The sequence below is a fragment of the Corynebacterium sp. HMSC056E09 genome (assembly GCF_001813425.1).
GTDB lineage: Bacteria > Actinomycetota > Actinomycetes > Mycobacteriales > Mycobacteriaceae > Corynebacterium > Corynebacterium hesseae.
The window spans coordinates 1-12868 of sequence record NZ_KV812500.1 but is presented as its reverse complement, the minus strand read 5'-3'; the positions used below and the strand labels follow the sequence as shown (position 1 = coordinate 12868).

11 protein-coding genes are annotated in these 12868 nt (G+C 62.4%); 8 read left to right on the top strand and 3 right to left on the bottom strand.

Features of this window, described 5'->3' with window-relative positions:
- Nucleotides 1–17: 17 nt before the first annotated feature.
- The gene (locus HMPREF2912_RS07230) at nucleotides 18–1307 is read right to left on the bottom strand and encodes an MFS transporter (RefSeq protein WP_070683720.1); all 1290 of its coding nucleotides are present in this window, start codon (nucleotides 1305–1307) and stop codon (nucleotides 18–20) included.
- 80 nt (nucleotides 1308–1387) lie between these two features.
- Between HMPREF2912_RS07230 and HMPREF2912_RS07225 the strand changes: the two genes are divergently transcribed.
- The 3 genes from HMPREF2912_RS07225 to HMPREF2912_RS07215 all read left to right on the top strand — a co-directional run bounded on the left by HMPREF2912_RS07225 (nucleotide 1388) and on the right by HMPREF2912_RS07215 (nucleotide 4460).
- Entirely contained in the window at nucleotides 1388–2161 is a 774-nt protein-coding gene (locus tag HMPREF2912_RS07225) for a MerR family transcriptional regulator (protein WP_070683718.1), read from the top strand.
- 131 nt (nucleotides 2162–2292) lie between these two features.
- Nucleotides 2293–2997 (top strand): response regulator transcription factor, encoded by a 705-nt coding sequence (locus tag HMPREF2912_RS07220; protein WP_070522860.1) that lies wholly within the window; start codon nucleotides 2293–2295, stop codon nucleotides 2995–2997.
- Nucleotides 2998–3008: 11 nt separating this feature from the next.
- The gene (locus HMPREF2912_RS07215) at nucleotides 3009–4460 is read left to right on the top strand and encodes a sensor histidine kinase (protein WP_070683716.1); all 1452 of its coding nucleotides are present in this window, start codon (nucleotides 3009–3011) and stop codon (nucleotides 4458–4460) included.
- A gap of 24 nt (nucleotides 4461–4484) precedes the next feature.
- On the opposite strand, the gene HMPREF2912_RS07210 is transcribed toward HMPREF2912_RS07215, so the two are convergent.
- A complete protein-coding gene (locus HMPREF2912_RS07210; protein ID WP_010188927.1) occupies nucleotides 4485–4913 on the bottom strand; it encodes an HIT family protein in 429 nt (142 codons plus the stop codon).
- Between the two features lie 34 nt (nucleotides 4914–4947).
- Here HMPREF2912_RS07210 and purD point away from each other — a divergent pair, with 34 nt between their 5' ends.
- Both purD and purB read left to right on the top strand, forming a co-directional pair.
- Complete coding sequence (gene purD, locus HMPREF2912_RS07205) at nucleotides 4948–6222, top strand: phosphoribosylamine--glycine ligase (protein ID WP_070683714.1); 1275 nt, start codon at nucleotides 4948–4950, stop codon at nucleotides 6220–6222.
- Between the two features lie 39 nt (nucleotides 6223–6261).
- Entirely contained in the window at nucleotides 6262–7701 is a 1440-nt protein-coding gene (gene purB, locus HMPREF2912_RS07200; RefSeq protein ID WP_070532348.1) for an adenylosuccinate lyase, read from the top strand.
- Nucleotides 7702–7816: 115 nt separating this feature from the next.
- Here purB and HMPREF2912_RS07195 read toward each other — a convergent pair whose 3' ends face one another.
- The gene (locus HMPREF2912_RS07195) at nucleotides 7817–8623 is read right to left on the bottom strand and encodes a serine/threonine protein kinase (protein WP_070683712.1); all 807 of its coding nucleotides are present in this window, start codon (nucleotides 8621–8623) and stop codon (nucleotides 7817–7819) included.
- Nucleotides 8624–8687: 64 nt separating this feature from the next.
- Between HMPREF2912_RS07195 and HMPREF2912_RS07190 the strand changes: the two genes are divergently transcribed.
- The 3 genes from HMPREF2912_RS07190 to HMPREF2912_RS07180 all read left to right on the top strand — a co-directional run bounded on the left by HMPREF2912_RS07190 (nucleotide 8688) and on the right by HMPREF2912_RS07180 (nucleotide 12464).
- Nucleotides 8688–9545 carry a phosphoribosylaminoimidazolesuccinocarboxamide synthase gene (locus HMPREF2912_RS07190; RefSeq protein WP_070683736.1) on the top strand — a complete coding sequence of 286 codons (858 nt, stop codon included), beginning with the start codon at nucleotides 8688–8690 and terminating at the stop codon, nucleotides 9543–9545.
- 9 nt (nucleotides 9546–9554) lie between these two features.
- A complete protein-coding gene (locus HMPREF2912_RS07185; protein ID WP_070683710.1) occupies nucleotides 9555–11663 on the top strand; it encodes a S9 family peptidase in 2109 nt (702 codons plus the stop codon).
- Nucleotides 11664–11780: 117 nt separating this feature from the next.
- A complete protein-coding gene (locus HMPREF2912_RS07180; protein ID WP_070683708.1) occupies nucleotides 11781–12464 on the top strand; it encodes a DUF2334 domain-containing protein in 684 nt (227 codons plus the stop codon).
- Nucleotides 12465–12868: the final 404 nt, after the last annotated feature.

The following is a 12868-nucleotide window of genomic DNA, read 5'->3' as shown; positions in this document are numbered from 1 at the left end:
GGCTACGTCGAAGGAGCTCACACCTTGGCGGGGTCTTTGACCGGGATGAGCACGAGGGCTCCTACGAGCAGGACCAGCCCAATGGCGAGCACGCCTCCCCGGTCGCCTTGGCTCAACAGTGAGACGAAGACACCGAACAGGAAAGGCGTCAACCACGCCACGGCCCGCCCGGTCGTGGCGTAGAGGCCGAACATCTCGCCTTCGCGCCCTGGCGGGGCAACGCGCGCCAAGAAACCGCGGGCGGAAGCCTGGGCTGGTCCCACACATAGGCACAAGATGAGTCCGCAGATCCAGAAGGCCGTCGGCCCCTGCGCCACGAACATGATGCCGGCCATGAGCGTCAAGATAGCCAGGCAGGTGAGGATGATGGCTTTGGGGCCCACGTGGTCGTCGATCAGCCCGCCCGCCACCGCGCCGAGCGCGGCCGCAACGTTGGCGGCAACGCCGAAGATGAGCACGTCACCGGGAGACAATCCATAGACGGACACCCCCAGCACCGCCCCGAAGCTGAACACGGCCGAGAGCCCATCGCGGAAAATGGCCGAAGCGAAGAGGAAAGCAAAGGCATTGCGGTCCTCCCGCCACAGCGTCACCACCGTGCGCCACAGCTCGCGGTAAGACGCCGCCACACCACCCGTCGATTCACCCGACGGCGCAATCTCCGGCACACGCAGCAACACAGGAATGGCAGACAACCCAAACCACGCTGCTGAAAGCAACGCTACGAGCCGGATATTCCAGCCGCCCTCCGTGTTTAGCCCTAGTGCGCCGCCCTCGCCGGAGACGAATCCGAAATAGCAGATGAGCAGCAGCGCGATGCCGCCGAAATAGCCCGCCGACCATCCCAGGCCGGATACCCGGCCCACCTTGTCCTCGGAGGCCACTTGATTGAGCTGGGCAAAGTAATTGACTTCGGCGAATTGGATGGTCACCGAACCTACCGCCAGGCCGATAAGCCCGAGCCAGAAATACGCGGGTGCATCATTGCGGATGAAGAATAAGCTAGCCATGACCAAGAACGTCAGCAGGGACCAGAAACCCAGCGCGCGCCGCCGCGTGCCCAGCCGGTCAGAGCGCTGGCCCATCACGGGGGTGACCGCAAAAATCACCAGCCCCGCCACCGTCATGGACCACGACAACCATTGTGCCGGTGTGAACTGCGAATCAATCTGCTGGCCCACCGAGTCGGTGAGGTAGACCGAGAAAATAAACGTCACGAGAACCGCGTTGAAAGCTGCCGAACCCCAGTCCCACAGGGCCCAAGCAGCCACGGTGAGGCGGTCAGTGCGTGTCGAGGCGTGAGTCATGCTTCATTATCGTAGGCAAAAACATGTGCTGAGTGGCAGGAGTTGCACTTAACGCGACGTCAACTTTTAGGCTCAACGGCATGCGTAACGACTACAGCATCGGCGACGTTGCCGAAATCCTCAAAGTCACCACCCGCACGTTGCGGCACTGGGATGACATTGGGCTGCTCAGCCCACAGTGGCGCACTGTGGGAGACCACCGTCTCTACACAGAAGACGACCTGCAGCGCGGTATGGACATTGTGATCTATCGCAGCGTGGGCATTGAGCTGAAGGGCATCGCTGAGCTGTTGCAGGCGCCCGCCGCGTCCGCTGTGGATCGCCTCCGTGCTCAGCAGGCTGCCTTGCGGAAGCGGCGCGCCGATGTCGACGCGATGCTGCAGGCAGTGAACCGACTAATCAAGGAGACCGAAATGGATCAAAACCTTAGCGCGAGCCAAAAGGTAAAGAAGCTGGGTGACGCATGGCCCACGTTGCAGGAAGAAGCCCACGAGAAGTGGGGAGACAGCACAGAGTGGGCGGCCAGTGCGGCCGTCGCGGAATCGATGGGAAAGAAGGGCTGGGAGGAATTCTCCGTGGAGCATGAACACTTTGCGGCCGAGCTAGAGAAAGCCGCGAAAGCGGGACTTGAGGCAGGCAGCGAGGAGGCGAAGGAGATCGTCGACAAGCACCGTGCTCTCATCGCCCAGTGGTACCCGGTGTCGAGGTCCAAGCAAGTGCTCCTGGCGCGCATGTATTGCGAGGATCCGCGCTTCGATGAGACTTACCGTGGCAACGCCGACTACCTGCGCCAGCTGATCGAGGCTCAAGCCCAGGCAGAAGGGCTAGATCTGGATAATCTCGTGTGGGACTAATTTGTTCACAGCGCACGTCCAGACTTCGCTCAGTACCCTGGGAAGGCGTAGTGCAATACTTCTCACTTTGAATGAGAAACCCCCACGCCACCTAGGTATAGGAACAGCGGAGAAAGGACCAAAGCGGGACCATGGATGATTCAAAGGACGTCAAGGTACTTGTCGTCGATGACGAGCCCAATATCGTTGAACTACTTACTGTCTCCCTGAAGTTTCAGGGCTTCGATGTACACAGCGCCAACTCCGGCAACGAGGCTCTGCGCATCGCGCGTGAGATCAATCCCGACGCCTACATTATGGACGTCATGATGCCGGGCATGGACGGTTTTGAGCTGCTGGGCAAGCTGCGCGCAGAAGGCCTCGACGGCCCCGTCCTCTACCTCACCGCTAAGGACAGCGTGGATCAGCGCATCCATGGCTTGACCATCGGTGCGGATGATTACGTCACCAAACCCTTCAGCCTGGAGGAGGTCATCACCCGACTGCGCGTGATCCTGCGCCGCGGCAATGCGGTGGATGATCAGGATGGCAGCGCCACCATGACCTATGCCGACCTCACTCTCAACGATGACACCCATGAGGTCACCAAGGCCGGGGAGATCGTGGAGCTTTCACCCACCGAGTTCAATCTGCTGCGCTACCTCATGCAAAACCGTGAGGTGGTGCTGTCCAAGTCCAAGATTTTGGACAACGTCTGGCACTACGATTTCGGCGGCGATGGCAACGTGGTCGAGTCCTACATCTCCTACCTGCGCCGCAAGATTGATACCGGCGATACACCGCTGATCCACACCGTCCGCGGCGTTGGTTATGTGCTGCGTACGCCGCGCACGTAGGCTCATCCACTATGAGCGAATCCCCCGCGAACACTCAGGGCTCGGATTCTGGATCCTCTTCGGTGCGGAATAGCGCCCTGCGCCGGCGCATGCAACGCCCTAAAGCGCTGCCCCTGCGCACGTGGCTGCTCGTCCTCATGGTTCTGGTTTCGGGCTTGGGCCTGGCTATGTCCTCCCTGGCGGTGTCATCGATCATGCGCAATGTGCTCTACACCCGCGTGGACACTGAGCTCAATGACGCGATTGGCTCCTGGGCCAGCAACCTCGACGCGGCCTTTTATACCCCGCAGGACGGAAGCCGCCGACCCCCGACGGACTATGTAGCACTGGCGTATTATCCCGATGGTTCCGTGGTGACCACGCGGCCGATGGCGGGGTTGCCGGATGCCCGCTCGGTGGTCGTCGGCGGCGAGCCCACGAGTGTCCGCTCGGTTCAAGGCGAAACCGAATGGCGGGCCGTGGCGAAGCTCAAATCGGATGGTTCCGTGGTCGTCGTGGCCAAAGACATGACGACGGAGAACTCCATCCTTAAAGGCCTGGCCATTGTCCAGGTCATTATCGCGGCGTTGGTCATGCTCATCATCGCGTTGGTGGGTATGTGGCTCATCCACAGAGCCTTACGTCCGCTGCGCGTGGTGGAGAAAACGGCCTCCCAGATCGCGGCGGGCAACCTGGATAAACGCGTTCCTGAGTGGCCGCTGCACACCGAGGTGGGGCAGCTCGCCGCAGCGCTCAACGTCATGTTGACGCAATTGCAAAACTCCGTGCTCCATGCGCAGGAGAAGGAGCAACAGATGCGCCGCTTTGTCGGCGATGCCTCCCACGAGCTTCGCACCCCACTGACCAGCCTGCGCGGCTATACGGAGCTGTACCGTTCGGGGGCAACCCAAGACCCGGAGTTTGTCTTCAGCAAGATCGATGCTGAGTCGAAGCGCATGTCGCTGTTGGTGGAGGATCTGCTGGCCCTGACGCGCGCAGAGGGCTCGCGCCTCGATATGCGTGAGGTGGACATGCTGGAGCTCGTGCTCTCTGTGGGTTCTTCGGCGCGCGCGGCATTTTCTGGGCGCACCATCAACGTCAACAACGAAGCCTCCGGGATTCCAATGGTCAACGGAGACCCGGACCGCCTGCACCAGGTATTGCTTAACCTGGTGTCCAACGGCATCCGCCACGGCGGCGACGAGGCGTCGGTGACGCTGACGTTGCGGGATGACGAGGAACACGTGCTTATCGACGTTGCCGATGACGGCAAGGGCATCTCCCCCGAAGATGCAGCCCACATCTTTGAGCGCTTTTACCGTGCTGATAGCTCACGAGCCCGCGATACGGGTGGCTCGGGCTTGGGCTTGGCCATCGTGAAGTCTCTCGTGGAGCAGCACGGCGGTTCGATTTCCGTGGATTCGGAGCTGGGCAGCGGCTCGGTGTTTACCGTCCAGCTGCCCAAGGCGGCAGCTAGTTCCTAGCTGCCGAAAGGTAGCAGTCAGCTCTTAGCTGTCGCGGCGGCCGTCCTCATCCGTGCCGAGGTGCTGGCGGATACGCGCGGCGGCCTCGTCCATGGCGGCGGGGTCGGTGGCGTCGGCAGCGAAGGCCTTGGCAAAGTCGTAGTCTTCCATCTTCTCGGTGGGGAAGAGGTGGATGTGGGTGTGGGGAACGTCGAAGCCGGCGATGATGTAGCCGGTACGTGGGGTGTCGAAGGCCGTCTTGATGGCGCCACCGATTTCCAGAGCGATGGCATTGAGGTGTGCCCAGGTTTCAGGATCGAGGTCAGTCCACTTATCTACTTCCTCGACCGGCACCACCAAGGTGTGGCCGTAGCGCAGCGGCTCGATGGACAAAAATGCCACGCATTTCTCGTCGCGGTAGACAAAGCGAGCAGGCAGCTCGCCTTCGATGATCTTTGTAAATACGGAAGACATGGCCCCTAGGCTACCGCCAGTTAAGATAGACGGCATGCGCATTCTCGTTATCGGTTCGGGCGGCCGCGAACACGCCCTGCTCACTGGCTTGAAAGCTGACCCCACTGTTACCGATCTGCACATCGCACCGGGCTCCCCGGCCCATGCGAAGCAGGCCACCGTTCACCCGGAGTATTCCCAGGTGGATGATCCTGCGCGCATGGTTGAACTAGCCGTGGACATCGCCGCTGACCTCGTCGTCATCGGGCCGGAGGTACCGCTGGTCAAAGGCGTGGCGGATGCTCTGCGTGAGCGCGGCATTGCGGTCTTCGGGCCGTCGGCAAGCGCGGCGCAAATCGAGGGTTCCAAGGCCTTTGCCAAGGACGTCATGGCGGCCGCCGGCGTGCGCACCGCCCGCGCGGAGCAGCTCGCCCCTGGCGCAAGTGATGCGGACATCGAGGCCGCGCTCGACCGCTTCGGCCCGCACTTCGTGGTCAAGGACGATGGCCTAGCAGGCGGCAAGGGCGTGGTGGTGACCGAATCCCGCGAGGAAGCCCGCGCGCACGTCGACGCCGTCCATGCAGCCGGCAACCCGGTGCTGCTCGAGTCCTTCCTCGACGGCCCCGAGGTTTCCCTGTTCTGCCTCGTGGACGGTGAGACCGTCGTGCCGCTGCTGCCGGCGCAGGACCACAAGCGTGCCTATGACAACGATGAAGGCCCCAACACCGGCGGCATGGGCGCTTATACGCCGCTGCCGTGGCTGCCTGCCGACGGTACCCAGCGCATCGTCGACGAAGTTTGCGTCCCCGTGGCGAAGGAAATGGTCAAGCGCGGCACGCCGTACACCGGGCTGCTATATGCGGGACTGGCCTGGGGCAAGGAAGGCCCGGCCGTCGTCGAATTCAACTGCCGCTTCGGTGACCCGGAAACGCAGGCGGTGCTCGCTCTGCTGAAGTCCCCGCTGGGAGAGGTCCTGAACGCCACTGCGACCGGGCGCCTGGCGTCACTTGCGCCGCTGGAGTGGGAGGAAGGCTACGCCGTTACCGTGGTGCTGGCTGCCGAGGGCTACCCGGCTTCCCCGCGCAAAGGTGATCCGATCACCTCGCCGGATCTTGATGATCCCACCCGCGTCCTCCACGCTGGCACCACCACGGGGGAGGGCGGATACGTATCCAACGGTGGTCGTGTCCTCAACGTCCTCGGCCGCGGTGCCACCTTGGCCGACGCCCGCGCCGCCGCCTACGAGGTGCTCGACGGCATCAAGCTGGAGGGCAGCTTCTTCCGCAAGGACATTGCGTTGCCAGCGGAAAAGGGCCAGATCAGCATCTAATCCGCTGATAATGCCTCCTTTGGGGCGAGGCGTGGAATAATGAGCGACGTGGCTGAAAAGAAGAACATTTCCAACGTCCTGTCCGCTCGATACGCCTCCCCAGAGATGGCTGAAATCTGGTCCCCAGAACACAAGATTATTCTGGAGCGCCAGCTGTGGATCGCGGTGATGAAGGCGCAGAAGGATCTCGGCGTCGATATTCCCGCCCAGGCCATCGCCGCCTATGAGGCGCAGGTTGAGAACGTGGACCTTGCCTCGATTGCCCAGCGTGAGCGCGTCACGCGTCACGACGTCAAGGCACGCATCGAGGAATTCAACGCCCTGGCCGGCTGCGAGCACATTCACAAGGGAATGACCTCGCGCGACCTGACGGAAAACGTCGAGCAGCTGCAGATTCTGCGTTCCTTGGAGCTGGTGCGCAATAAGGCCATCGCGGTGGTCTCGCGCATCGGTGAGCACGCCGCGCAGTACCAGACGCTGGTGATGGCAGGCCGCTCCCACAACGTTGCTGCGCAGGCGACGACCTTGGGCAAGCGCTTCGCCTCGGCTGCCGACGAGCTCCTGCTCGGCATCGAGCGCGTGGAGTCTCTGCTGAGCCGCTACCCGCTGCGCGGCATCAAGGGCCCGATGGGCACCTCGCAGGACATGCTCGACCTCATGGGAGGCTCCGAGGACAAGCTTGCCGCGCTGGAGACGCGCATTGCGGATCACCTGGGCTTCTCCCGCGTATTCAACTCGGTGGGCCAGGTTTACCCGCGCTCCCTCGACTTCGACGCTGTGTCTGCGCTCGTTGAGCTGGGTGCTGCCCCCTCTTCGCTGGCCACGACCATCCGCCTGATGGCCGGCAACGAGACCGTGACTGAAGGTTTCAAGGAAGGCCAGGTCGGCTCCTCCGCGATGCCGCACAAGATGAACGCCCGCTCCTGCGAGCGCGTGTGCGGTTTCCAGGTCATTCTGCGCGGCTATCTCACCATGGTGGCGGATCTGTCCGGCCAGCAGTGGAACGAGGGCGACGTGTTCTGCTCGGTCGTCCGCCGCGTTGCACTGCCGGATGCCTTCTTCGCCATTGACGGTATGTTTGAAACCTTCCTCACCGTGCTGGCGGAGTTCGGTGCCTTCCCGGCGATGATCGACCGCGAACTGGAGCGCTACCTGCCCTTCCTCGCCACCACCCGCATCCTCATGGCGGCGGTGCGCGCGGGCGTGGGCCGCGAGACCGCGCACGAGGTCATCAAGGAAAACGCCGTCGCCGTGGCGCTCAACATGCGTGAGAATGGCGGGGAGCAGGATCTGATTGAGCGCCTGGCTGCCGACGAGCGCCTGCCGCTCGATGCCGCCGCCCTCGAGGCCGCGCTGTCGGACAAGCACGCTTTCATCGGCGCTGCCGAATCGCAGGTGAGCCAGATTCTGGGCCGCATCAAGGCGATTGCTGATCAGCACCCGCAGGCCGCCGCCTACACGCCGGGTGAAATCCTCTAGTTTCACCCTTGGCGGTACGTTTCGATCAATTAAGGTTGCCAGATCTTCAATTTTCTAGCCCCTATTTGATCGAAACGACCTCCCACGGCGGCCGGCCCCCGCCGGGCACTAGTTCCTAGGCCATTCCAGGGATGCGCAGCACCGGCAGCTCGAAGCCGCCGAGGGATTTGCCGTTGGTAGCAAGGTAGCCGCCGATCATCAGAGCGGTGAGCACCGCCATGATGCCGAGAACCGTAGCACCCGTGGACGAGGTTTGCTGCTGCGTCGTCTTGCCCGGAATGGGTAGCTTCGGCACCGGCTGGATACCCTCCTGCGCACCGCGGCTGCGCAGCTCTTCCACGCACTCGGCAAAGGACTGCACCTGCGCTGCGTTGAAGGCATCGACGGCCTCCTTTTCCTGCGCCTGGTTTTCTGCCAGAGCGGCGCGCAGCTTGGGGCTGAAATCGCTACCCGTCGACAATAACGGTGCCGGTCCCTTCTCAGTCCGGGACTTCGCCGCATTGATCGAGTATTCGGCATCCCCTGGCAACAGCACCGATTCATCCTCCACCAGGTCCTCCGGGGCGGACGCGCCGACCATGATGATGACCATATCCGCGCCCGTGTAGCCGGCCTTGCCCAGCGTGGCCACTGTTGCCGCGTAGCCCGGCGCCTTGCTGATATCGCGCGAGGTGTACGCGGAGAAGTCCAGCTTCGGGAACTGCGCTTGAATCTTCTCCGAGGTCGTGCGGATGGTGTTGATGTAGCCCGCCCGGACATCGCGGGCTAGTGCGCGATCCGTGGAGGACGCCGACATCGTGCACAGCCACTGTCCGTGGGCGGACTCGCGCACGGAGATGTCGGCTGCGTGCGCAGCGGGCACAGACAGGGCGGCGCCCACCAGCGCAGCGGAGGTTAACAGGGAGGTCAGGCGAGAGTGCACGGGCTTAGCTCCTCGGGTTTGGGACGTATCTTGAAGCAGTCTAGACGGGTCTAGAATGTATGTCATGCGTCCAGAACTTTCTTCCTATGCCCACATCGCCTCCGGCAAGGTGCGCGATATCTACGAAATCGATGACAACACCCTGCTCATGGTGGTCTCCGACCGCATTTCCGCCTATGACCACGCCCTCGAGCCGGCCATCCCCGACAAGGGCCGCGTGCTCACGGCGACGTCGAAGTTCTTCTTCGACGCCATCGACTTCCCCAACCACCTGGCCGGACCGCTCGATGACGAGCGCATCCCCGAGGAAGTCCTCGGCCGCGCAATGGTCGTGCAGAAGCTCGACATGCTGCCCTTCGAGTGCGTCGCCCGTGGCTACCTCACCGGCTCCGGACTCAAGGAGTACAAGGCATCCGGCAGCGTGTGCGGAGTCGAGCTGCCCGAGGGCCTGACCGAGGCTTCCCGCCTGCCCGAGCCCATCTTCACCCCAGCCACCAAGGCGGAGCAGGGCGAGCACGATGAGAACGTCTCCTTCGATGTCGTCGTGGACAAGCTCGGCCGCGAACGCGCCGAGGAGCTGCGCGATGCCACCCTGCGCATCTACTCCACGGCCGCCGCGTTGGCGGAGGAGAAGGGCATTATTTTGGCGGATACGAAGTTCGAGTTTGGCGTCGATAAGCACGGCACCCTGGTGCTGGCCGATGAAGTCCTCACACCGGACTCCTCGCGCTACTGGCCGGCCGATACCTATGAGGAAGGCAAGGTCCAGCCTTCCTTTGATAAGCAGTACGTTCGCGATTGGCTCACCAATTCCGGCTGGGACAAGGAGTCCACGCCGCCGCGCTTGCCGGATGACGTTGTCCAGGCCACCCGCGCGCGTTATGTTGAGGCCTTCGAGCGCCTGTCCGGAACCACCTTTTAAGGAGGCTGAATGAACGCACCGAATGCTGCCAAGCGCCCCATCACGCGAGAGTTCCACGGCCGCAGCTTCGTCGATGACTATGAGTGGCTGCGTGAGAAAGACGCCCCGGAGACCCGCGAATACCTCGAGGCCGAAAACGCCTATACCCAAGAGCGCACTGCGCACCTGGAGACCTTGACGGAGAACATCTTCACCGAGGTCAAGTCCCGCATCAAGCAGACGGACATGTCCGTGCCTCAGCGCCGCGGCAAGTACTGGTACTACGGCCGCACCGAGGAGGGCAAGGAGTACGGCTATAGCTGCCGCATCCCGGTGTCGGAAGGCTCCGATCCGTGGACCCCGCCGACCATCCCGGAGACAGGGGCGCCGGACGGAGAGCAGGTGCTTCTCGACGTCAACGCGCTCGCCGAAGGCCACGACTTCTTCGCCCTAGGTGCGTCCACGGTGAGCGATTCTGGTGACCTGCTGGCCTATTCGGTGGACGTGGCCGGTGATGAGCGCTTTGAGCTCTTCATCAAGGACCTGCGCACGGGCGAGCTGTTGGAGGACCGCCTGGAAGGTATCTTCTACGGTGCAACGTGGGTGGGGGAGGAGTTCATCTTCTACACCACCGTGGATGATGCGTGGCGCCCGGATACGGTGTGGCGCCACCGCGTGGGTACCCCGCAGTCGGAGGATGTCGTGGTCATGCGCGAGGAGGATTCGCGTTTCGGCATCGGCGTGGGCACGACCCGCAGCGAGAAGTACATCATGATCGTGTCGAGCTCGAAGCTGACGAGTGAGGCATGGGTACTCGAGCAGGACAACCCGGAGGGTGAGTTCCGCTGTTTGTGGGCGCGTGAGTCCGGAGTGGACTACGACGTCGACCACGCGATCGTGGACGGTACCGACTATTGGGTGGTCACGCACAACGCGACCGGCCCGAACTTTGAGTTGGGCTATTGCCCGGTCAGTGAGGAACTTCCCTCTTTGCGTGAGCTCACCGTGCTCATGCCTCACGATAATGAGGTTCGCTTGCAGGGCGTTGATTGCTACCGCGACCACATCGTTGTGGCCTACCGCCGGGGCGGCATCGGCCGGGCTGCGATTATGGATGTGCGGGAAGGCTGGGCGCGCCTCAGCGAGCTCAACTTCAACGAAGAGCTCTATACCGTCGGTGTGGCCGGCAACCCGGAGTGGGATGCGCCGGTGCTGCGCGTGAGCTATACCTCCTTCATCCAGCCCGCACAGCTCTTTGACTACCGCGTGGCCACCGGTGAGTACACGCTGCTGAAGGAACAGGAAGTCCCGGGCGGCTATGACAAGGACGAGTACGTGGCCTACCGCGTCTGGTCTGAAGCACCCGATGGGACGAAGGTGCCGGTGTCCATCGTGCACCGCGCGGACCTGGACCGCACGCAACCGAACCCGACGTTGCTGTATGGCTACGGTTCCTATGAGGCGAATATGGACCCGTACTTCTCGGTCTTCCGTTTGTCTCTTATGGACCGCGGCATGATTTTTGCCATGGCGCACGTTCGCGGTGGCGGCGAAATGGGCCGCAACTGGTACGACGACGGCAAGATGCTGGCCAAGAAAAACACGTTTACGGACTTCATCGCGGTGGCTGATGACCTCATCGCGCGCCGGGTGACTACACCGGAGACCTTGGTGGCTGAAGGCGGTTCCGCCGGTGGCCTGCTCATGGGCGCGGTGGCGAACATGGCGCCGGATAGGTTTAAGGCCATCGAGGCGAACGTGCCCTTCGTGGACCCGCTGACCTCCATTCTCATGCCGGAGCTGCCGCTCACGGTGGTGGAGTGGGAGGAATGGGGCGACCCGTACCACGACCCTGAGGTCTACGACTACATGGCCTCCTATGCGCCATACGAAAACATCGCTCCGCAGAAGTATCCGAATATTCTGGCGTTGACCTCGCTCAATGACACCCGCGTGCTGTATGTTGAGCCGGCGAAGTGGGTGGCCAAGCTGCGTGACGTCGCCACCGGCGGCGAATTCCTCCTCAAGACGGAGATGGCCGCCGGCCACGGTGGTGTGTCAGGGCGCTATGCCCAGTGGCGGCAGGCGGCTTTTGAGTACGCGTGGTTGATCAACCAGGCCACGGGTGTCGAGGCTTAGAGACCGCTTGCGCTGTGTGGCTAATGAGCCACACAGCGACCTAGGCCGCCCATGTGGGGGGAGCGCCGAATCTCTTTCAGCGCGCGCCGGGGCGGTGGCTGTGCGATAATTTTCCTTATGCATGGCCACCTTCTGGTTTCGATTTCCAGTATTTTTGATGACACCCGAAGCCAAGCCTCCGATCTGCTCAAGCAGTTCGATAAAGCTGACGTTCCTGTCTCTTTGCTGGTGGCGCCGCACATCGACGGCAATTGGCACCTAGCTAAAGATGCGGCGACGCAATCCTGGCTTCGCGAGCAGGCCGAATCGGGCCGCGTGCTTATTCTCAATGGCTTTGACCAAGCGGTCCAGGGCCGCCGTGCGGAGTTCGCCAATCTGGATGCGCACGAGGCACGTTTGCGCCTCAAGGGTGCGACGCGGCAGATGGCCAAGATTGGCTTTGAACCGACCATTTTTGCACCACCGCGCTGGCGAATGTCGGAGGGAACACTAGAAGTCCTTCCCGAGTTTGATTTCGACTTTGCCGCCTCCACCCGTGGCATCCACGACCTTCGCACAGGCGAGCTCCACCAAGCCCGCAACTTGTCATTTGGTGAGGGCTTCGGTTCGGCCAAGTGGTGGCGCCGCAACATTATTCGCGCAGCAGAGCGCTCTGCACAGCGCGGCAACACCGTGCGCCTGTCAATCTCTGGCCGCAACCTCGATGACCGCAAGGTAGTTGCTGATTTCCTCAAAGCCGCCGAGCGCGCCATGGCAGCAGGTGCCCGCCCCGCTGACTACACGGCCTTTGCACCGCACTAGCCGTGCTCACCCGGACGTTAAACCATCCGTAAATCCGGGCGTTCGCTGGCCTGTATGGATAGGGAGGCGCGCCCTCCAGGATCGCCTATATTCCGGTCAACCATCTTTCGGTTGGCGGGTTTGGCCCTTTAAGGGCTTAACTCCCGGCGGGAAGCGCGTGAATCGTGGTTAGGGATCGCCGGTATCCCCGTCAGTGTGGCTTCGACTGACGGGTTCGGACCGTTATCAGGCGCGATGAGGTGGTTGGCGTTGTCCTCTCTATGTTTGGGACATTAACTGTTGTCGGGTGGTTCCTCTGGTGGTTGTCCTGCTTGTTCGGCGGCGAGTCTGGCTACTGCTTCTTGGTATTCCGGCATTGCTGTTATTGGTGTACCCCAGGGTGGGATGAAGGCCACCCCGGTGTT